At 64.9% G+C, this 21,244-nt stretch carries 18 protein-coding genes and 1 other RNA gene; 12 read left to right on the forward strand and 7 right to left on the reverse strand.

Going from position 1 to position 21,244, the window contains the following annotated elements; genetic code table 11:
* The first annotated feature begins 47 nt into the window (after positions 1 to 47).
* The 3 genes from IVB50_RS02290 to IVB50_RS02300 are packed head-to-tail and all read left to right on the forward strand — an operon-like array spanning position 48 to position 4,038.
* Positions 48 to 512, forward strand: a complete 465-nt coding sequence (locus tag IVB50_RS02290; RefSeq protein ID WP_018454596.1) for a (2Fe-2S)-binding protein — start codon at positions 48 to 50, stop codon at positions 510 to 512.
* A gap of 8 nt (positions 513 to 520) precedes the next feature.
* Positions 521 to 2,698 carry a molybdopterin cofactor-binding domain-containing protein gene (locus IVB50_RS02295; RefSeq protein ID WP_026232772.1) on the forward strand — a complete coding sequence of 726 codons (2,178 nt, stop codon included), beginning with the start codon at positions 521 to 523 and terminating at the stop codon, positions 2,696 to 2,698.
* Complete coding sequence (locus IVB50_RS02300; protein ID WP_018454598.1) at positions 2,695 to 4,038, forward strand: cytochrome c; 1,344 nt, start codon at positions 2,695 to 2,697, stop codon at positions 4,036 to 4,038. Before IVB50_RS02295 ends, IVB50_RS02300 begins: the two co-directional genes overlap by 4 nt.
* A gap of 190 nt (positions 4,039 to 4,228) precedes the next feature.
* Here the strand turns inward: IVB50_RS02300 and IVB50_RS02305 are convergent, their stop codons facing one another.
* From IVB50_RS02305 to IVB50_RS02325, 5 genes are all read right to left on the reverse strand, one after another.
* Positions 4,229 to 5,053 (reverse strand): TIGR00282 family metallophosphoesterase, encoded by an 825-nt coding sequence (locus IVB50_RS02305; RefSeq protein WP_018454599.1) that lies wholly within the window; start codon positions 5,051 to 5,053, stop codon positions 4,229 to 4,231.
* Complete coding sequence (locus IVB50_RS02310; protein ID WP_018454600.1) at positions 5,031 to 5,627, reverse strand: 5-formyltetrahydrofolate cyclo-ligase; 597 nt, start codon at positions 5,625 to 5,627, stop codon at positions 5,031 to 5,033. Before IVB50_RS02310 ends, IVB50_RS02305 begins: the two co-directional genes overlap by 23 nt.
* Before the next feature lie 228 nt (positions 5,628 to 5,855).
* A non-coding RNA gene (gene ssrS, locus IVB50_RS02315) (6S RNA) lies at positions 5,856 to 6,015 on the reverse strand.
* Positions 6,016 to 6,063: 48 nt separating this feature from the next.
* Positions 6,064 to 6,447, reverse strand: coding sequence for a cell division protein ZapA (locus tag IVB50_RS02320; protein WP_007599950.1), 384 nt, complete (start codon positions 6,445 to 6,447; stop codon positions 6,064 to 6,066).
* A complete protein-coding gene (locus tag IVB50_RS02325) occupies positions 6,444 to 6,734 on the reverse strand; it encodes a DUF4164 domain-containing protein (protein WP_007599949.1) in 291 nt (96 codons plus the stop codon). The genes IVB50_RS02320 and IVB50_RS02325 overlap by 4 nt, the downstream gene beginning before the upstream one ends.
* On the opposite strand from IVB50_RS02325, the gene IVB50_RS02330 reads away from it, so the two are divergent.
* The 9 genes from IVB50_RS02330 (at position 6,733) to IVB50_RS02370 (ending at position 16,653) form a co-directional block, all read left to right on the forward strand.
* A complete protein-coding gene (locus IVB50_RS02330; protein WP_018454601.1) occupies positions 6,733 to 6,891 on the forward strand; it encodes a hypothetical protein in 159 nt (52 codons plus the stop codon). The two genes, IVB50_RS02325 and IVB50_RS02330, sit on opposite strands and share 2 nt — an antisense overlap.
* A 185-nt stretch (positions 6,892 to 7,076) precedes the next feature.
* Positions 7,077 to 9,062, forward strand: coding sequence for a transketolase (tkt, locus tag IVB50_RS02335; protein ID WP_018454602.1), 1,986 nt, complete (start codon positions 7,077 to 7,079; stop codon positions 9,060 to 9,062).
* 147 nt (positions 9,063 to 9,209) lie between these two features.
* Entirely contained in the window at positions 9,210 to 10,217 is a 1,008-nt protein-coding gene (gene gap, locus IVB50_RS02340; RefSeq protein ID WP_018454603.1) for a type I glyceraldehyde-3-phosphate dehydrogenase, read from the forward strand.
* A gap of 152 nt (positions 10,218 to 10,369) precedes the next feature.
* Positions 10,370 to 11,566 (forward strand): phosphoglycerate kinase, encoded by a 1,197-nt coding sequence (locus tag IVB50_RS02345; RefSeq protein WP_018454604.1) that lies wholly within the window; start codon positions 10,370 to 10,372, stop codon positions 11,564 to 11,566.
* Between the two features lie 67 nt (positions 11,567 to 11,633).
* Positions 11,634 to 12,701 carry a class II fructose-bisphosphate aldolase gene (gene fba / locus IVB50_RS02350; protein ID WP_018454605.1) on the forward strand — a complete coding sequence of 356 codons (1,068 nt, stop codon included), beginning with the start codon at positions 11,634 to 11,636 and terminating at the stop codon, positions 12,699 to 12,701.
* Between the two features lie 274 nt (positions 12,702 to 12,975).
* Complete coding sequence (locus tag IVB50_RS02355) at positions 12,976 to 14,001, forward strand: class I fructose-bisphosphate aldolase (protein WP_018454606.1); 1,026 nt, start codon at positions 12,976 to 12,978, stop codon at positions 13,999 to 14,001.
* Positions 14,002 to 14,004: 3 nt separating this feature from the next.
* Entirely contained in the window at positions 14,005 to 14,679 is a 675-nt protein-coding gene (locus tag IVB50_RS02360) for a thiamine phosphate synthase (RefSeq protein ID WP_018454607.1), read from the forward strand.
* 8 nt (positions 14,680 to 14,687) lie between these two features.
* The gene (locus tag IVB50_RS02365) at positions 14,688 to 15,782 is read left to right on the forward strand and encodes a tetratricopeptide repeat protein (protein ID WP_018454608.1); all 1,095 of its coding nucleotides are present in this window, start codon (positions 14,688 to 14,690) and stop codon (positions 15,780 to 15,782) included.
* Between the two features lie 85 nt (positions 15,783 to 15,867).
* Entirely contained in the window at positions 15,868 to 16,653 is a 786-nt protein-coding gene (locus IVB50_RS02370; RefSeq protein ID WP_018454609.1) for an inositol monophosphatase family protein, read from the forward strand.
* A 33-nt stretch (positions 16,654 to 16,686) separates the two neighbouring features.
* On the opposite strand, the gene IVB50_RS02375 is transcribed toward IVB50_RS02370, so the two are convergent.
* A complete protein-coding gene (locus IVB50_RS02375; RefSeq protein WP_018454610.1) occupies positions 16,687 to 17,826 on the reverse strand; it encodes an AAA family ATPase in 1,140 nt (379 codons plus the stop codon).
* A gap of 262 nt (positions 17,827 to 18,088) precedes the next feature.
* Positions 18,089 to 21,241: an efflux RND transporter permease subunit gene (locus IVB50_RS02380; protein WP_018454611.1), complete on the reverse strand. Its 3,153-nt coding sequence runs from the start codon at positions 21,239 to 21,241 to the stop codon at positions 18,089 to 18,091.
* Between the last annotated feature and the right edge of the window lie 3 nt (positions 21,242 to 21,244).

Below are 21,244 nucleotides of genomic sequence, written 5' to 3' on the forward strand. Positions count from 1 at the left end.
TCGCTGACTAGATCGCCGCAAGCGATCGAGCGAGCAAGGGGATGCATATGGCAACTGTTCTCACCATCAACGGCGAAACGAAATCGTTCGACGCGCCACCTGACATGCCGCTGCTGTGGGTGCTGCGCGACGTCCTTGGGATGACCGGCACCAAGTTCGGCTGCGGGATTGCGCAGTGTGGCGCCTGCACCGTGCACGTCGACGGCAAGGCAGTCCGCTCCTGCGTCTTGCCGGTCAGCGCGGTCGCGAACCGCGCCATCACCACGATCGAGCATGTCGGCAGCACGCCAGCGGGCGCAAAGGTGCAGAAGGCCTGGCTCGATGCCGAAGTGATCCAGTGCGGCTACTGCCAGTCCGGCCAGATCATGTCGGCCGCGGCACTGCTGGCGGCAACGCCCAGCCCTGACGATTCCGACATCGACGCCGCGATGGCCGGCAACATCTGCCGCTGCGGCACCTATGTGCGCATCCGCGAGGCCATCAAGCAAGCCGCCTCCGGCCGTCAGTCGTGAGGTCCGCCATGATCACCGACAAGACTCTTCCTGACGTCTCCCGCCGTGCGGTTCTGACCGGCGGTCTCGCCACCGGCTTCCTGCTCGCCTTCCATCTGCCGCTCCGCGCCGCCGTCAACGAGCCGGAGCAGCCGAAGGACACGACCGACGGCAAATTCGCGCCGAACGCCTTCATCCGGGTCGAAGACACCGGCCGCACCGTGCTCCTGATGCCGCAAGTCGAGATGGGCCAGGGGGTCTATACCTCGATTGCGATGATCCTGGCCGAAGAGCTCGACGCGGATTGGGCAAAGGTTGCGGTGCTGCACGCGCCGCCCAACGACAAGCTCTACGCCAATCCGGCGTTCGGCCTGCAGGCCACGGGTGGTTCGACCTCGATCCGCGCCTGGTGGAATCCGTTGCGCGCCGCCGGCGCCAGCGCGAAGGCGATGCTGGTGCAGGCCGCAGCGGCGCAATGGCAGGTCGAGCCGGCAAGCTGCACGACATCGAAAGGCGAGGTCGTGCATGCCGCAAGCGGCCGCAAGCTCGGCTATGGCGAACTGGCACTGGCCGCACAGGGCCAAACGCCGCCGAAGGACGTCCGGGTGAAGGACCCCAAGGACTTCGTCATCATCGGCCAGCCGCTGAAGCGGCTCGACACGCCGGACAAGGTCAATGGCAAGGTCGTCTACGGCATCGACGCGATCCTGCCCGGCATGAAGATCGCCGCGATCGCCAATTGCCCGGTCTTTGGCGGCAAGGTCGGCAAGGTCGACGACAGCGCGGCGGTCAAAATTGCGGGCGTACGCAAGGTCGTGGTGCTCGAGGATGCGGTCGCGGTGATCGGCGATCACATGTGGGCCGCAAAGAAGGGCCTCGATGCGCTCAAGATCGAGTGGAACGAGGGACCGAACGCGAAGCTCAGCACGAAGGACGTCTGGCAGCATCTGCGCGCCGCCAGCGAGAAGGACGGCGTGGTCGCGAAATCGGTCGGCGACATCGCCAAGGGGCTCGCCAGCGGCGACAGGTTCGAGGCAAGCTTCGAACTGCCGTTCCTTGCGCATGCCTCGATGGAGCCGATCAACGCCACCGTTCACGTCAGGCCGGATGCCTGCGAGATCTGGACCGGCACGCAGATCATGACGCGCGTGCAGTCGGAGGCGGCGAAGGCTGCGGGCCTCCCGGTCGACAAGGTGATTGTCAACCAGCATCTGCTCGGTGGCGGCTTCGGCCGCAAGCTCGAGCCGGATATGGTGGTGGCCGCCGTGAAGATCGCAAAGCAGGTCGACTATCCCGTCAAGGTGATATGGACCCGTGAGGAGGACATCCAGCACGACGTCTACCGTCCGGTCTATCGCGACCAGGTCACGGCGTCGCTGGTCGACGGCAAGGTCGCGGCCTGGAAGTACAAGGTCGCCGGTTCCGCCGTGCTGGCGCGCTGGCTGCCGCCGGCGTTCCAGAAGGGTATCGACATCGACGCGGTCGATGCCGCCGTGGATGCACCCTACGACTTCACCAACTTCCATGTCGAATATGTCCGCGCCGAACCGCCGGCGGTGCCCACCGGCTTCTGGCGCGGCGTCGGTCCGAACAACAACGTGTTTGCGGTCGAATGCGCGATGGACGAGCTCGCGCGCAAGGCCGGCAAGGATCCGGTCGAATTCCGCCGCTCGATGCTGACGAAGAATCCGCGCATGCTCGCGGTGCTCAATCTTGCCGCCGAGAAATCTGGCTGGGGCCAACCGCTGCCACCGCGCGTCGGCCGCGGCGTCTGCGTCCAGCCGTCGTTTGCAAGCTTCCTCGCCACCGTGGTGGAAGCGGAGATCGACGATATCGGCGAGATCGTGCTCCGCCGTATCGTCTCGGTGGTCGACACCGGCATCGCGGTCAACCCCGACACGGTGAAGGCGCAGATCGAAGGCGGCCTGGTGTTCGGCCTCACCGCCGCACTCTATGGCGAGATCACCATCGAGAAGGGCCGCGTGCAGCAGTCGAACTTCCACGACTACCGCATGATGCGCATCAATGAGACACCGAAGATCGAGGTCGTCGTCGTCAAGAGCGGCGAAGCGCCCGGCGGCATCGGCGAGGCCGGCGTCAACGCCGGCCCGCCGGCGCTGCGCAACGCCATTTACGCAGCAACCGGCGTGGCGCTGCGGCGCCTGCCGATCGATCGGAAACTGCTGGCTGCGGGGAAAAAGGCATGAGCGGCAAGATGCGTATCCTCACTGGCATCGTCGTGATCGCCATTGTCGTCGTGGCGCTCGGCGTCTGGATCATCCGCGGGCCCGGCCCGCTCGACTTCGCCGGCGGCACCAAGGTGGCGCTGGCGGATTACCGTGCCGGCAAACCGGCCGGCGTGCCGGCAAAGTTGGAGAAGGCGAGCCTGGTCGAACGCGGCGAATACCTGGCGAAGGCGGCCGACTGCATGGTTTGCCACACCAAGCCCGGCGAGACGGACTATTCCGGCGGGCTCGGCTTCAAGCTGCCGTTCGGCACGCTCTATTCCACCAACATTACGCCGGACACGGACACCGGCATCGGCAATTACAGCGACCAGGATTTTCTCAACGCCGTCCAGCGCGGCAAGCGCCATGACGGCGCCCGGCTCTATCCGGCGATGCCCTACACGTCCTACACCTACATGACCGACGACGACGTGCTGGCGGTGAAGGCCTATCTGTTCAGCCTGCCTGCGGTGCGCGCGAAGCCGCCGGAGAACACGCTGTCCTTCCCTTTCAACCAGCGCTGGGCGATGATTGTCTGGTCGGCCGTGTTCAATCCGGACACGCGCTTTGCGCCCGATACGTCGAAGAGCCCGCAGTGGAATCGCGGCGCCTATCTCGTGGAGGCGCTGGCGCATTGCGGCGAATGCCACACGCCGCGCAATCTCGGCTTTGCGCTGGACAACCGCAAGAAATTTGCAGGCGCGATCACGGCCGGGTGGCGCGCCTTCAACATCTCCTCCGACAAGGCCACCGGCCTCGGCAGCTGGCGTGACGAGGACCTGGTCTCCTATCTGTCGCTCGGCCATGCGCCGGGCCACGGCTCGGCGTCGGGTCCGATGGGCGAAGCGGTCGACCACAGCTTTAGCCAGTTCGCGCCTGAGGACATAAGCAGCATCGTCGCTTATCTGCGCAGCGTGCCGCCGCAGCCCTCGCCCGACCTGCCCGCAATCACCGCGCCCGTCGCACCCGCCTCGCACAAGGACGGCGTCACGGCGGATGCGCGCGGCAAAATGGTGTTCGCCAGCGCCTGCGCCAGTTGCCATGGCTGGAGCGGCGAAAGCCCGGTCTCGCCGATGGCGACGCTGACCGGCACCTGGGCCGTCAACGACCCCGCCGCCACCAACGTCGCGCAAATCGTGCTGTCAGGCACCAAGCGCGACACGCCGGACGGCGCGCTGTCGATGCCGGCGTTCGGCAAGGCCTATAGCGACGACGAGATCGCGGCGGTGGCGAACTACGTGACAGCGCGGTTCGGCGCGAAGGGCTCGAAGCTGACGGCGAAGGATGTTGCGGAGTTGCGGGAGCAGACGGCGGAGTAATTCTCGCGCCGACTGACGCTGCACCCTCTCCCCTTGCAGGAGAGGGTGGCTTCGCGAAGCGAAGCCGGGTAAGGGGTTGTCTCCACGCGTCCAACTCGCATTTGAATTCGCGGAAGCGACCCCTCATCCGGCGCTTCGCGCCACCTTCTCCCACAAGGGGAGAAGGTGCAGCGGGATCTGCCGCTGCAATTCAGCTCAGCCAGAATTTCGGCGTCGTCGGCTCCAGCCTGCCGCCGGCGCGCACCGGCCCAATACGGAGCGCAAGCCCCGTCGCGTCATCCGTCTCGACCGCAACGCCGCTGAGCGTCGCAGCGCCCGCTGCCGGCTCGAAGCGGCCTGAGGGGATCCCGGAGGTGAACCTGCGCAACGGCTCCTCCTTCTGCATGCCGATGATGGAATCGTAGTCGCCGGTCATGCCGGCATCGGTCATGTAGGCGGTGCCGCCCGACAGGATCTGGTGGTCGGCGGTCGGCACATGGGTGTGGGTGCCGACGACGAGGCTGGCGCGGCCGTCGCAGAAGAAGCCGATGCCCTGCTTCTCGCTGGTCGCCTCGCAATGGAAGTCGACGACGATGGCGTCCGCGGCAATGCCGAGCGGGCAGGCGCCGAGCTCGCGCTCGAGGGCCGCGAAGGGATCGTCGAACGGGGTCATGAAGACGCGGCCCAAAGCGTTGACGACGAGCGCGTGCTTGCCGTTCTTGGTCTCGACCAACGCGGCGCCACGGCCGGGCGTCCCGCGCGGATAGTTCGCCGGCCGCACCAGGCGCTCCGCGCGCTCGATGAACACCAGTGCTTCGCGCTGATCCCAGGAGTGATTGCCGAGCGTCACCGCGTCGGCGCCGGCGTCGAGAAACTCCTGATAGATCGCTTCCGTGATGCCGAAGCCGCCGGCGGAATTCTCGCCGTTGACGACGACGAAATCGAGCGACCAGTCCTTGACCATGCCAGGCAGATATTCGGCGATGGCATTGCGCCCGGCACGGCCGACGACATCACCCACGAAGAGAATGCGCAACTTCAGAACTCCGGAAATCGAATACGTCCGATTCCGTTAGCACATAATCCAGCGCCACGTCGTGGGCTAGTGCCGGAACCGCCTTGATCTCCTGCGCTGCAAAAGCGAGCCCGATGCCGACGATGGTCTTGGTTTTTCGCAGATGCGCGAAGGTGTGGTCGTAGTGCCCCGCGCCATAGCCGATGCGATGGCCGAGACGATCGAAGGCAGCGAGCGGCGTCAGCATGATGTCGGGAATGACTTCAGCGGCCCCAGGCGACGGCTCGGGAATGCCGAGCGGGCCGAGCATCAGGCGATCGTTCGGATGGAAGATGCGGAAGATCAGCGCCTGGCCCCGCGCAGTGACGCAAGGCAGCGCAAGCCTGGCACCCTGCTCGGCGAGCTTCTTCAGCAGCGGCATCGGATCGATCTCGCTGCGGATCGGCGAATAGCCCGATACGATGCTGCCAGGCAGAAGCTGGAATGGCAGCCCGCGCTTGGCGAGCTTGGCGGCGGCGGCGATGCGTTTCTTTTCGCTCAGCGCATCGCGCGCCGCGAGGGCTTTGGCACGGAGTTCGGCTTTGGTGTTGGTCATGCGCGCTTGCTCCGAAGGCTGAGCCTTGCTCCGCCGTCATCACCCGCCTTGTGCGCCCTTGCGCACTGGGGCGGGTGATCCAGTATTCCAGAGACGCCAATGCAAAAACCTCGACAGCGCGGCGTACTGGATGCCCCGCCTGCGCGGGGCATGACACCGAAATCAAACCGCGAGCGTGTCGGGGACGCAATTTCGACAGGCACGAACCAGAAGGAAGAAAAACAAAAGTGCGAAGCCGCGAACGCCGTTGAAGCACTCGATCCCGGAGTTCCCTACGAAAGTAGGTGGGCACCATATGTCCGAGCCCACGGGCCCGGCCAGGGACAGTTCCCTAAAGGATCGATAAGGCCCCGGGGATAATGGCTCCTGACGCGCGTCGCAGCCCCGCTTGGGCAATGTAACAACGATGCTGACGAATCGCCAGCCCGGTGAAGGGTCAGCCGATGGCGATCCCGTTGCCGACGGTGCGGTTCAGGACCTGGGTCGACTTCTCGATGCGCTCGGCGGCAGAGTTCAGTGCGTTCACGACCGCGGTCTGGGTCAACCGGGCGCGCTCGACGGCGGCGTTGCGGAAATCCCGCAGTTCGGTCAGCTCCTGCTCCATGGTCCGGATGCGGTTGCCGGCATCGACCAGTTCGTCGCAGACGGTCAGCGCCGCCATCACGGTGAGCCTGGCATCACCGATCTCGCCGAACTTTCCGCGCAGCGACTGAATCCGCGTCTCCAGGCTTTCAGCCAGCTTGAGCAGCCGCACCTCCTGGCCTTCCTCGCAGGCCATGCGGTATTGCCGGCCGTTGATGGTGACGTTGATGTGGCTCATCCGTCCTCTCCGGTATCGAGCACCGAACGTATCGTGACGATCGCGGAATCCAGCCGATCGGAGATCTCGCGGCTGGAGCGCTCGAGCTTGCGTGCCTTCACCAGCGCGCCGTCGAGCTCGTCGGCAAGCCGCGAGCGGTCCGCGCCGAGCGCCTGAATCCGCGCCGCGAGCTCGTTCTCGTCGCGATCGGCATCGCGCCGCCGCTCCACCGCGCTTTCGAGCGAGTCGAGCGCCGCCATGAGCCTGCGGGTCGCGATCTCGATCTCGACGGCCGAGGACTCGGTCATGGCAGAGCTGTTGGATACGCGATCGTTCATGCAGTCAGCGGCGGAACCTGTGGCCTTGCCCTTGGAGTTTTCCTTTGGGCTTTTCCTGGGGCTTGCCGTCCGGCAAAAGACTCGGTTCGGCAAGCGGTTAGAAGCAGAAATTTACGTGGCAAGCTAGGGAATCGCAACGCCGCCGCGAAACCTATGCACTGCTAAGCAACTTTTGCGGCCAAACCGGCGTTTGATTGCCTTGGCCTGTCGGAACCGAGATGCTATCCCAGCCGCGACCCCAGCGGCCGAAAGGCTCCTTCCGGCGCGGCCAAATCCAGCCACAAGCGCCTCATTTCAGACGGATTTTCAGACATGACGCAGGTCGATCACAACCGTATGGCCAATGCGATCCGCGGCCTTGCCATGGACGGCGTCGAGAAGGCGAAATCGGGTCATCCGGGCCTGCCGATGGGCGCCGCCGACATGGCGACCGTGCTGTTCACGCAATTCCTGAAATTCGACGTCGCCGCGCTGGACTGGCCGGACCGCGACCGCTTCGTGCTCTCGGCCGGGCACGGCTCGATGCTGATCTATTCGCTGCTGTATCTGATCGGCAGCCCAGAGATGACGATCGACCAGCTCAAGGACTTTCGCCAGTTGGGATCGCTGACACCCGGACATCCCGAGCACGGCCACACCAAGGGCATCGAGACCACCACCGGTCCGCTCGGCCAGGGCATTTCCACCGCCGTCGGCATGGCGCTCGCCGAGAAGATGCTCGCCGCCGAGTTCGGCAAGAAGATTGTCGATCACCATACCTATGTGATCGCTTCCGACGGCGATTTGATGGAAGGCGTGTCGCAGGAAGCGATCGCGTTGGCCGGGCACTGGAAGCTCAACAAGCTGATCGTGCTCTATGACGACAACGGCATTTCGATCGACGGTCCGACCTCGCTTTCCGACTCCGTCGACCAGGTGAAGCGGTTCAAGTCGGCGGGCTGGGCCGCCGAAAAGATCGACGGCCACGACCAGGCCGCAATCGCCGCCGCGATCACGCGCGCGCAGAAATCAAACAAGCCGACGCTGATCGCCTGCCGCACCACCATCGGCTTCGGCGCCCCGCATAAGGCCGGCACCAACAAGGTGCACGGCGAAGCGCTCGGCGCCGACGAGCTCAAGGCCGCCAAGGAAAATCTCGGCATTTCGCTGGAGCCGTTCTCGGTGCCCGACGACGTGCTCAAGGCCTGGCGCGCGGCCGGCAGCCGCGGCGCGGCGGCACGACAGGAATGGGAAGCAAGGCTCGGTGAACTCGGCAGCCGCAAGCGCGCCGAGTTCGAGCGTCGCCTGCGCCACGAGCGCCCGGCCGCGCTCGCGAAGGCGGTGCGCGCCTACAAGAAGGAGCTGCTGGAAAAGCCGATGAATGCGGCGACCCGCAAATCCTCCGAAGCCGTGATCGAAGTGATTGCCGGCGCGATGCCGATGGAATTTCTGGCGGGCTCGGCCGACCTCACCGGCTCCAACAACAACAAGGCGAAGTCCGCAACCGCGTTCTCGGCCAAGACGCCGAAGGGCCGCTTCATCCATTACGGCATCCGCGAGCACGGCATGTGCGCGGCGATGAACGGCATCTTCCTGCACGGTGGTTTTGCGCCGAACGGCGCGACCTTCCTGGTGTTCACCGATTATGCGCGGCCCGCGATGCGGCTCGCCGCATTGATGGGGACCGGGGTCGTTTATGTCATGACCCACGATTCCATCGGCCTCGGCGAAGACGGCCCGACCCACCAGCCGGTCGAGCATCTCTCAGCACTTCGCGCCATTCCCAACATGCGCGTGTTCCGTCCGTGCGATTCCATCGAGGTTGCCGAGTGCTGGGAGCTCGCGCTCAACCGCATCGACGGCCCGACAGTCTTGGCGCTGACCCGTCAGAACCTGCCGCAACTGCGCACCACCGCACCGAACGAGAGCCCCTGCCGGTTCGGTGCCTACGAGCTGGTGGCCGCCCAGGGCGAAGCCAAGGCGACGCTGTTCGCCTCGGGCTCCGAAGTGGAGATGGCCGTGGCCGCCCAGAAGCAGCTCGCCGAGCGCGGCATTCCGACCCGGGTGGTTTCGGTTCCCTCGCTCGAGCTCCTGCTAGCGCAACCAAAGGAGCGCCGCGACGAGATCATCGGCAATGCCCCCATCAAGGTCGCAATCGAGGCCGCCGTGCGCTGGGGCTGGGACGCCGTGATCGGCCAGGATGGCGAGTTTATCGGCATGCACTCCTTCGGCGCCAGCGCCCCTCTCAACAAGGTATTCCAGCACTTTGGCATTACCGCCGAGGCCGCGGTTAACGCCGTTCTGAAACGCGTTTCCTGAGAGTTGAGATTACCGAAAAAAAGGACTACCTAACGTCCCATATGATCAAGCCCCGCCCGGCCGAACCGGGCGTCCGCCCTAAAAAAACCCTCGCAGGCGCGCTAGCGCGTTGTGCGGGATGACAACGGTCATTGAAGGAGACGAAACATGGCAGTCCGCGTCGGAATCAACGGTTTTGGCCGCATCGGCCGCAACATTCTGCGGGCCATCGCTGAGTCCGGCCGCAAGGACATCGAGGTCGTCGGCATCAACGACCTCGGCCCGGTCGAGACCAACGCCCATCTGCTTCGCTTCGACAGCGTCCATGGCCGTTTCCCCGGCACCGTGACCGTCGATGGCGACACGATCAGCCTCGGTGGCAACAAGATCAAGGTGACCGCCGAGCGCGATCCCTCGAAGCTGCCCTGGAAAGATCTCGGCATCGACATCGCGATGGAATGCACCGGCATCTTCACCTCGAAGGACAAGGCCTCCGCGCATCTGACTGCCGGCGCCAAGCGCGTTCTCGTTTCTGCGCCCGCCGACGGCGCCGACGCCACCATCGTCTACGGCGTCAACCACGACACGCTGACCCGGGAACATCTGGTCGTCTCCAACGGCTCCTGCACCACCAACTGTCTTGCGCCGATCGCCAAGGTGCTGAACGACCTCGTCGGCATCGAGACCGGCTTCATGACCACGATCCACGCCTATACCGGCGACCAGCCGACTCTCGACACCATGCACAAGGATCTCTATCGCGGCCGCGCGGCTGCGATGTCGATGATCCCGACCTCGACCGGCGCCGCCAAGGCGATCGGCCTCGTGCTGCCGGAACTGAAGGGCAAGCTCGACGGCGTCGCGATCCGCGTGCCGACCCCGAACGTCTCGGTCGTCGATCTCAAGATCGTGGCCAAGCGCGCCACCGATCCGAAGGAAATCAACGAGGCGATGAAGCGTGCCTCCGAGCAGCAGCTCAAGGGCATTCTCGGCTACACCACCGCGCCGAACGTCTCGATCGACTTCAACCACGACCCGCACTCCTCGACATTCCACATGGACCAGACCAAGGTGCAGAACGGCACGCTGGTGCGCGTGATGTCCTGGTACGACAACGAGTGGGGCTTCTCGAATCGTATGGCGGATACCGCCGTCGCGATGTCGAAGGTGATCTAACTCCGCTCTCGTGTCCCGGACGCGACGTAGCGTGAAGCGCTGCGTCGCAGAGCCGGGGCCCGTTTAACTAACCGCGGGACTCGCCGCAATTTGGGTCCCGGTTCTGCACGGCGGCACTACGCGCCGCGGTGCGCCCGGGACAAGGGCCTCCGATGACGAAATCATTCCGCACCCTCGACGACGTCGATGTGAAGGGCAAGCGCGTGCTGCTGCGCGTTGACCTCAACGTGCCCATGGAGAACGGCCGCGTCAGCGACGCAACCCGGCTCGAGCGCGTCGCGCCGACCATCACCGAAATCTCGGACAAGGGTGGCAAGGTCATCCTGCTCGCGCATTTCGGCCGGCCGAAAGGGCGCGATGCCAAGGACTCGCTCAAGCCCGTGGCCGAGGCGCTGTCGAAGGTGGTGAAGAAGCCCGTCGCCTTCGCCGACGACTGCATCGGCGAGCCCGCGGTCAAGGCCGTTGCCGGCTTGAAGGACGGTGACATCCTCTGTCTCGAAAACACCCGCTTCCACAAAGAGGAAGAGAAGAACGATCCGGCCTTTGTCGCGGAGCTCGCAAAACTCGGCGACATCTGGGTCAATGACGCGTTCTCGGCCGCGCACCGCGCCCACGCCTCGACCGAAGGCCTCGGCCACAAGCTGCCCGCCTATGCCGGCCGCACCATGCAGGCCGAATTGGTCGCGCTGGAGAAGGCGCTGGGCTCACCGACCAAGCCTGTCATCGCTATCATCGGCGGCGCCAAGGTCTCGACCAAGATCGACCTGCTCGAAAACCTCGTGACTAAGGTCGACGCGCTCGTGATCGGCGGCGGCATGGCCAACACCTTCCTGCACGCCCAGGGCGTCGGCATCGGCAAGTCGCTGGCCGAGAAGGATCTCGCCGCGACCGCGTTGCGCATCATGGAAAAGGCCGAAGCCGCCAACTGCGCCATCATCCTGCCGGTCGACGCTACCGTCGCCTATCATTTCGCGGCCAACGCGCCGTCGCACGCCTATGGCCTCGACGCGATCCCGGCCGACGGCATGATCCTCGACGTCGGTCCGCAGTCGATCGCACGTGTCCATGCCGCGATCGACGATGCGGCGACGCTGGTCTGGAACGGACCGCTCGGTGCCTTCGAGATGCAGCCGTTCGACCGCGGCACGATGTCCGCCGCCAAGCATGCCGCCGAGCGCACCAGGGCCAAGAAGCTGATCTCGATCGCGGGCGGCGGCGACACCGTCGCGGCTCTCAACCAGGCCCATGTGGCCGGTCAGTTCACCTATGTCTCGACCGCCGGTGGCGCATTTCTTGAATGGATGGAAGGCAAGCCCCTGCCCGGCGTCGAAGTTCTGCGCACCAAGTAATCGGTCGGCAAGTCGTCAGCCGCCTTCAAGCAGTGGCCTTGCAGGCCCAAACGGGAGAAAAACACAGATGGCTCGGATCACGTTGCGTCAATTGCTCGACCATGCGGCGGAGAACGATTACGGCGTCCCGGCCTTCAACATCAACAACATGGAGCAGGCGCTGGCGATCATGGACGCGGCCAACCAGGTCGACGCGCCCGTCATCATCCAGGCCTCGCGCGGTGCGCGCTCCTACGCCAACGACGTCATGCTCAAGCACATGATGGACGCGGTGACCGAGATCTACCCGCACATCCCGGTCTGCGTGCATCTCGACCACGGCAACGAGCCGGCCACCTGCATGACCGCGATCCAGGCCGGCTTCACCTCGGTGATGATGGACGGCTCGCTCAAGGCCGACGGCAAGACCCCCGGTGACTGGGGCTACAATGTCGGCGTCACCAAGACCGTAACCGACATGGCCCATCTCGGCGGCATCTCGGTCGAGGGCGAGCTTGGCGTGCTCGGCTCGCTCGAGACCGGCATGGGCGACAAGGAAGACGGCCACGGCGCCGAGGGCAAGCTCAGCCACGACCAACTCCTGACCAATCCGGATGAAGCCGTGAAGTTCGTCCAGGAGACCCAGGTCGACGCGCTCGCGATCGCGATGGGGACGTCTCACGGTGCCTACAAATTCACCCGCAAACCCGACGGCGACATCCTCGCCATGAACGTGATCGAGGAGATCCACCGCAAGCTGCCGAACATGCATCTCGTCATGCACGGCTCCTCCTCGGTGCCGCAGGACCTCCAGGACATCATCAACGCCTATGGCGGCAAGATGAAGCCGACCTGGGGCGTGCCTGTTGCCGAGATCCAGCGCGGCATCAAGAACGGCGTGCGCAAGATCAACATCGACACCGACAACCGCATGGCGATGACCGGCCAGATCCGGAAAGTGCTCAAGGACAATCCCGAAGAGTTCGATCCGCGCAAGTACCTGAAGCCCGCGATGGAAGCGATGACCAGGCTGTGCAAGCAGCGGCTCCAGGAATTCAATACCGCGGGCCAAGCCTCCAAGATCAAGAAGGTGCTGACCACGGCCGAGATGGCCAAGCGCTACGCCAAGGGCGAGCTCGCCCCGAAGGTGGCGTAAGCTGCTCTATCCTTCCCCTCTCCCCGCCCTTCGCGGGGAGAGGGTTGGGGTGAGGGGCTCTCTCGGCAGATGAGATGACTGCGGGACCTGTACCCCCCTCACCCGGATCGCAAGGGCGATCCGACCTCTCCCCGAAGCGGGGCGAGGTGAAGAGTCGCCCGGCCGGCCCAACGCTGCCCCAGCCCTTACCCTGCGACGAACGTTAACTCGGCATTTGCCCGAGAACGGTCTATTTTCACCGGCAAGGGCAGAATCGTTTTGGGAGGACATCTCGATGAATCTGACTGAGCTGAACAGGATCGCGACCGCCCTGGTCGCGCCCGGCAAGGGCATCCTTGCCGCCGACGAATCCTCCGGCACCATCAAGAAGCGTTTCGACGCGATCGGCGTGGAATCGACCGAAGAGAACCGCCGCGACTATCGCGAGATGCTGTTCCGCTCGAACGAAGCCATGAGCCGCTACATCTCCGGCGTCATCCTCTATGACGAGACGATCTGGCAGAACGCGAAGGACGGCACGCCCCTGGTCAAGCTGATCGAGAGCAGCGGCGCCATCCCCGGGATCAAGGTCGACGAAGGCACCCAAGCCCTGCCGATGTGTCCGGGCGAGCTCGTCACCGTCGGGCTCGACAAGCTCGCCGAACGGCTGAAGAAATATCACGAGCGCGGCGCACGCTTCGCCAAATGGCGCGCGGTGATCGACATCGGCAGTGGCATCCCTTCCATGACTGCGATCAGCGTCAACGCCCACGCGCTGGCGCGCTACGCAGCGCTGTGCCAGGCCGCGCAGATCGTGCCGATCGTCGAACCCGAAGTGTTGATGGACGGCGATCACGACATCGATCGCTGCTATGAGGTGACGAGCCGTGTGCTCAACAAGACGTTTCAGGAATTGCGCGTGCAGCGCGTCGCGCTCGAGGGCATGGTGCTGAAGCCGAACATGGCCATCTCCGGCAAGAAGTGCGCGAAGCAGGCTTGCGTCGAGGAGGTCGCGGAGAAGACGATACGGCTGCTCAAGGCGTGCGTGCCCGCGGCGGTGCCCGGCATCGCCTTCCTCTCCGGCGGCCAATCGGATGAAGAGGCAACGGCGCATCTCAACGCCATGCACAAGCTCGGCCCGCTGCCCTGGGGCCTGACCTTCTCCTATGGTCGCGCACTCCAGGCCGCGCCGCAGAAGGCCTGGTCAGGCAAGGCCGAGAACGTCGCGGCCGGACAAAGCGCATTCAGTCACCGCGCGCGCATGAATGGCCTCGCCTGCAAAGGCGAATGGCAAAGCAGCCTGGAACAGAAAGCGGCCTAGATCTTGTCGAACAAATCTCCTCCGCCGCGCCCGGCGCCGCGCCTTTATCTCGCGACGCCTGTCGTCGACGATCCCGCTTCGCTCCTGGCCGAGCTGCCCGGCCTGCTCGCCGCCGCCGATGTCGCGGCCGTGCTGCTGCGGCTGAAGCAGACCGATCAGCGCACCATGATCTCGCGGATCAAGGCCTTGGCGCCGCCGGCTCAGAAAGCGGGCGCGGCGCTGCTTGTCGATGGCCATCCTGAGCTCGTCGCACGCGGCGGCGCCGACGGCGCGCATCTGCCCGGCATCGCCGCGCTGAAAGAGGCGCTGCCATCGCTGAAGCCCGATCGCATCGCGGGCGTTGGCGGGCTGACGACGCGGCACCATTCGATGGATGCGGGCGAGATTGGCGCGGATTACGTGCTGTTCGGCGAACCCGACGCAAAGGGCCAGCGGCCGTCGTCGCAAGCGATCGCTGAGCGGCTGGACTGGTGGGCCGAGCTGTTCGAACCGCCCTGCGTCGGCTTTGCCATCTCGCTGGAGGAGGCCCACGAATTCGCCGCCAGCGGCGCCGATTTCGTGCTGGTGGGCGACTTCATCTGGGCCGATCCGCGCGGACCCAAGGCTGCGCTGATCGAGGCCGACGCTGCGATCAAGAAGGCTCATGCGACTGCGCTTGCAGACCAGGAGCACGGCTAGCGCCCGACATGAAGCTCCCGCGCATCATCATGCTGGCCACGCTGCTGCTGACGGCGCCCGCGGCCGCGCAGCTCCAGATCACGCCGCCGGTGGCAACGCCGGGCGCTTCGGCCGAGAAAACCAAAGACAAGCCGAAGGCCACGCCGCACACCATCACCAAGAAGAAGGAAGCGCCGCCGGCACCCAAACCTTCAGCCTCCCCGAAACCTTCCGCTTCCCCAAAGCCTGCTCCGGCCGCGACCGTGATTCCGGCGCCGCCGACCGACAACCCCAACGTCGATCTGGTGTACGGCGCCTATCAGCGCGGCCAGTACAAGACCGCCTTCGAACTCGCCACGGCCCGTGCCGAAACCGGCGATGCCAAAGCGATGACCATGCTGGGTGAGCTCTATTCCAACGCCATGGGCATCCGACGCGACTACACCAAGGCGCTGCAATGGTACAAGCGCGCCTCCGACGCCGGAGACCGCGAGGCGATGTTCGCGCTCGCCATGCTGAGGATGACCGGCCGCGGCGGCCCGGTCGACAAAAATGAGGCGGTCAAGCTGATGGCGTCCGCCGCCAAGCTCGGCGAACCCAAGGCGGCCTATAATCTCGCGCTGCTCTATCTCGACGGCCAGACCCTGCCGCAGGACGTCAAGCGCTCCGCCGAGCTGCTGCGCCAGGCGGCTGATGCCGGCCTGCCCGAGGCGCAATACGCGCTCGCGACCTTCTACAAGGAAGGCACTGGCGTGCCGAAGGATTTGGAACGGGCGGTGCGTCTGCTCCAGGTCGCCACGCTGACCGACAATGTCGATGCCGAGGTCGAATACGCCATCGCGCTGTTCAACGGCACCGGCACGCCGAAGAACCAGCCGGCGGCCGTCGCCCTGCTCCGCAAGGCGTCCCGCCAGGGCAGCGCGATCGCGCAGAACCGGCTGGCCTGGGTGCTGATCAACGGCATGGGCACGGCCGTGGACAAGGTCGAAGGCTTCAAGTGGCATCTGGTGGCCAAGACCTCCGGCAAGGGCGATCCGGAGCTGGACAAGCAATTGTCCGATTTGCCGGCCGAGGACCGGGCCAAGGCCGAGGCCGCCGCCAGGAAATGGCTCGGGGCCAAATGACTTGACGTTGAGGCCCCCGCAGGGCACCCCATCCCTCAAACAGGCGCGATTTCGCGCCATTTCCCCCGATCAAGACCGGAAGCTCATGCTATATTCCGCAACTATCAACGTCATGGTCAAGGCCGCGCGCCGCGCCGGCCGCAGCCTCAAGCGCGATCTCGGCGAGATCGAGCATCTCCAGGTCTCGCTGAAGGGACCGGCGAATTTCGTCTCGCTGGCCGACAAGCGCGCCGAGGAGATCCTCTACCAGGACCTCGCCAAGGCGCGGCCCGGCTACGGCTTCATCGGCGAGGAAGGCGGAACGCGCGAGGGCTCCGACAAGAGCCACACCTGGATCGTCGATCCGCTCGACGGCACCACCAACTTCCTGCACGGCATCCCGCAATTCGCGATCTCGATCGGGCTTTCGCGCGAGGGCACGATCATCGCCGGCGTGATCTACAATCCCGCCAATGACGAGCTCTACATCGCCGAGCGCGGCAAGGGCGCCTTCCTCAACGACCAGCGGCTGCGCGTGGCCGGCCGCCGTCAGCTCAACGAATGCGTGGTGGCCTGCGGCCTGCCTCATATCGGCCGCGGCGACCACGAGGAATTCCGTCGCGAGATGACCGCGATGCAGGAGCGCGTCGCCGGCCTGCGCCGCTTCGGCGCCGCCTCGCTCGACTTGGCCTTCGTCGCCGCCGGCCGCCTCGACGGCTACTGGGAGCGCAATTTGCAATCCTGGGACATCGCGGCGGGTCTGATCATGCTGCGCGAGGCGGGCGGAACGATCACCGACATCGATACGCCGGGCGACGCGCTGGTGACAGGCAATGTCGTGTGCGGGAATGAATACGTGCACGGGGAATTGGTGAAGATCTTGCGGAAGTAGGCCGCAGCAGCACGACGGCTCGATCGACGACGGTTAGGAATCGTCGTCCTCATCGTCCTCGTCGGCTTCGTCGTCGCGATATTCACCGCCGATGGTCAGGCCCTCGATCGCCGTGGCGCCTTTCGACTTGATCACCCGGCGGAGCGGGACCGAACTCTCGCTTCGCAGTGCGTCCATCAACTGTTCCGAATGGGTGACAATCCAGATGTCGGCGCGGCGCGATGCCTTGGCGATGAGCCGGGCCAGCGGCGCAAGCAGCGACGGATGCAGGCTGGTCTCGGGTTCGTTCAGCGCAATGAACGGCGGCAGCCGATAGCCCATGAATACCGCGAGCAGGCAGATGTATTTCAGCGTCCCGTCGGATAGTTCATGAGCCCTGAACGGCCGCGGCATATCCGGCAATTGCAGATCGAATTCACACCTGCCATTTTCTTCCCATGCGCGGAGTTCGGCACCCGGGAATGCATCCTGGATCGCGTCCTGCAGGTCGTCGGCGTCTTCCCGAATGACATAGAGGGTCGCCAGGGTGGCAGCCAGATCGATGCCATCGGCGCTGAGCGAGGGCGTTGCGATCGCCAGACAAGGCTTTCGTATCGGTGACGCCGGATCAGTGCGAAAGTCATGATAGAATCGCCAGCCCAGCATTGCATTTCTGATCAGGTCGATTTCCGGGCATTGCTTGCCATCGGAAAAAGCCGCAAGCGCGGTCTCTGACGGCAGCACCGCATCCTTGTGAGCGTTCCAGGCGCCACTCTCGCCGCGGACGCTGATGAGCGAATTGATCCGCTCCATCAGCTTGACCGTGCGTTTGCCGCGCGTCGTTTCGATCGTTTCGGCCTTGATCATCGGCTCGCCGGAAAATGCCGCCTGAAGCGGGCTGGGAAATCCGAGCTCGATGGAATATCTCATGCCGTCGAATGTCGCCGACAGCCGCAGCCGCCCGTCTTCGCCTCGCTTGCGTATGCCGGACCAGCAGACCGAATTCAAACCGCCTTCATCGGCGATCGTGCGGGTGATCTGACCGGTCGCCGCGTCGCGCAACAGCGACAAGGACTTGTAGAGATTGGACTTGCCGACTCCATTTTCGCCGACGAACACCGACAGGGGATGGATGGGTATGGAGAGCCGCCGAATGGAGCGATAGTTCGAGATCGCAATGTCGGTCGGACGCATCACATGCTCTCAATCGGCGGGCTATCTCCGCATTCGCAGTAAGGTGCGAATACGATGTTTCAATCCAGGGGTGCAGTCTGGATTGAGGCCTCCGAGAAATCAAGCCGACCGATCCGGCGTTCAATGGCCGACTCTCACCAGCGCAAACCCGACGGTCATCATCCGCGAAGGCGGATGATCCAGTATTCCAGAGACGCCGCTCGGATACGGAAAGGCCGCGGGGTACGGCATGCCCCGCCTGCGCGGGGCATGACACCTCACCTTACAGCTCGGCCGGCGCCGGCGGCCCGTACATCTCGCCCTGCTTCGCCGCCTTCTCCCGATCCCCGCCCAGCACGCGCTGCACCGAGACGAAGAACACCGGCACCATCAGCAGCGCCAGGATCACTACCGCGATCATGCCGCCCATCACGACACTGCCGAGCGCCTGCTGGCTGGCGCCGCCGGCGCCATGGGCGATGGCCATCGGCAGCACGCCGCAGATGAAGGCAAGGCCGGTCATCAGGATCGGGCGGAAGCGCAGGCGGCAGGCCTCGATGGTGGCGTCCACCAGCGGCTTGCCTTCTTTCCGCAGATCCTTGGCGAACTCGATGATCAGGATCGCGTCCTTGGCCGCAAGGCCAATGATGGTGATCAGGCCGACGGTGAAATAGACGTCGTTGGGCAGGCCGCGCAGCATCGCCGCGACCACCGCGCCGACGATGCCGAGCGGCACGGTGAGCAGCACCGCGAGCGGAATGGTCCAGCTCTCGTAAAGCGCGGCCAGACACAGGAACACCACGAATACCGAGAGCCCGAGCAGGAACGGCGCCTGCGAGCCCGACAGCTTCTCCTGGAGCGACTGCCCGGTCCATTCATAGCCGAAGCCGCGCGGCAGCTTGCCGGCAAGCCGTTCCATCTCCGCGATGGCATCGCCCGAGGTGAAGCCGGGTTTCGCCTCGCCCGAGATGCGCACCGCCGGATAATAATTGAAGCCGGCGATCTGCGTCGGTCCGCGCGCCCATTCCACGGTGGTAAAGGACGAGAACGGCACGAGCTGGCCGCGGCTGTTCTTGACGTTGTAGTTGAGGATGTCCTCGGTCCGCATGCGGTCGCGGGCATCGGCCTGCACCACGACACGCTGCATGCGGCCGCGGTTCGGGAAGTCGTTGATGTAGTTCGAGCCGAGATTGGTCGAGATCGTATTGTTGATGTCCTCGAAGGTGACGCCGAAGGCGCCCGCCTTTTCGCGGTCGATCACGAGATTGACCACGCCGGCCTCGGGCAGGCCCTCGACATAGACCTTCTGCAGCACAGCGCTCGCATTGGCCTCCGCGATCAACTGATCGGCGGCGCGCATCAAGGCCGGATAACCCTTCTGGCCGCGGTCCTGGAGACGGAACGAGAAGCCCGAGGAGTTGCCGAGATTGTCGATTGGCGGCGGCTGCAGCGCGGAGATTTTTGCGTCGCGGATCGACGACGACAAATCGCGGTTGATGTCGGCGACGATCGCGGCCGCAGAATCCTTCGGCCCGCGTTCCGACCAGTCCTTCAGGGTGATGAAGGCCTGCGCGGTGTTCATGCCCTGGCCGGAGAAGCTGAAGCCGGTGAGGAAGGTGACGTTGTCGACGCCCGGACGCTGCGCCAGGTATTTTTCCACTTTCTCGATCACCGCCTCGGTTCGGCCGTAGGACGAGTCCGACGGCGTCTGCACGTCGGTGGTGACGAAGCCCTGGTCGTCGACGGGCAGGAAGCCGCCGGGCAGATTGACGAAGGCCCAGGACAGGCCGGCGAGCAGCGCGACATAGACCAGCATCAAGCGGCCGGTGCGCTTCAGCGAGAAGCCGACGGTGCGGGAATATCCCTCCTTGCTGCCGTCGAGCATGCGGTTGAACCAGCCGAACACGCCCTTCTTGGCATGGCCATGACCGGCCGCGACGGGCTTGAGCAGCGTCGCACACAGTGCCGGCGTCAGCGACAGCGCGAGGAAGGCCGAGAAGCCGATCGCGGCGACCATGGTCACGGAGAACTGGCGGTAGATGATGCCGACCGAGCCCGGGAAGAACGCCATCGGCACGAACACGGCCATCAAGACCAGCGTGATGCCGATGATGGCGCCGGTGATCTGCGACATCGCTTTCCGCGTCGCTTCCTTGGGCGGCAGCCCCTCCTCGGCCATGATGCGCTCGACGTTCTCGACTACGACGATGGCATCGTCGACGAGGATGCCGACGGCGAGCACCATGCCGAACATCGAGAGCATGTTGATGGAATAGCCGGCGAGCAGCAGCGTGGTACAGGCGCCCAGCAGCGCCACCGGCACCACGATGGTCGGAATGATGGTGTAGCGGATGTTCTGCAGGAACAGGAACATCACCACGAACACCAGCACGATGGCTTCGACCAGCGTCGACAACACCTTCTTGATCGAGGCCTCGACCACGGGCGTGATGTTGTATGGAATCTCGTAGCCGATATTGGCCGGGAAGAAGCGAGACAGCTCCTTCATCTTCTCTTCGACGGCGCTCGCGGTCGCCAGCGCATTGCCGGTCGGCGACATCAGCACGGAAAGACCGGCGGTCGGCTTGCCATCGAGACGGGTGTTGAACTGGTAGCTGAGGCCGCCGACCTCGATCCGCGCGACATCGCGCAGCCGCACGGTCGACCCGTCGGCATTGGCGCGCAGGATGATGGTACCGAATTCATCCGGGGACGAGAGCTGGCCCTTGACCAGCACCAGCGCGGAGGTGCGCTGGGTCGAGGTCGACGGCTCGGCGCCGATGCTGCCCGAAGCGACCTGCGCGTTCTGCGCGGCAATGGCCTTGTTGACGTCGTCGGCGGTCAGGCCATAGCCGACCAGCTTTGCCGGGTCGACCCAGACGCGCAGGCTACGTTCCGTCGAATACAGCGTGGCGCGGCCGACGCCGGGGATGCGGCGGATCTCGCCCAGCACGTTACGGATCATGAAGTCGCCCAGGCCGACCTCATCCAGGCTGCCGTCGGTCGAGTTCAGCGTGATGATCTGGAGCACCGCGCTGGAGGCTTCCTCGATCAGAATGCCCTGCTGGATCACCGCGCGCGGCAGCCGCGCCTCGACGCGCTTGATGCGGTTCTGCACCTCGACCGAGGCGGCGCTGGTATCGGTGCCCGGCACGAAATTGGCGATGATCTCGACCTGGCCGAGCGAGTCGCTGGTCGATTCGAAATTGAGGATGCCGGAGGCGCCGTTGAGCTCCTCCTCGATCAGCCGCGTGACGCTGTTGTAGAGGTTCTCGGGCGAGGCACCGGGATAGCTGGTCGAGATCGAGATCGAGGGCGGCGCGATGATCGGGTACTGCGCGATCGGCAACAGCGGAATCGAAATTGCGCCGACCAGACAGATGAACAGCGCGACGACCCAGGCGAAGATCGGCCTGTCGATGAAGAAGCTCGCCATGGT

Source organism: Bradyrhizobium sp. 87 (assembly GCF_023073015.1).
In the GTDB taxonomy this organism is placed as follows: Bacteria; Pseudomonadota; Alphaproteobacteria; order Rhizobiales; family Xanthobacteraceae; genus Bradyrhizobium; species Bradyrhizobium canariense_D.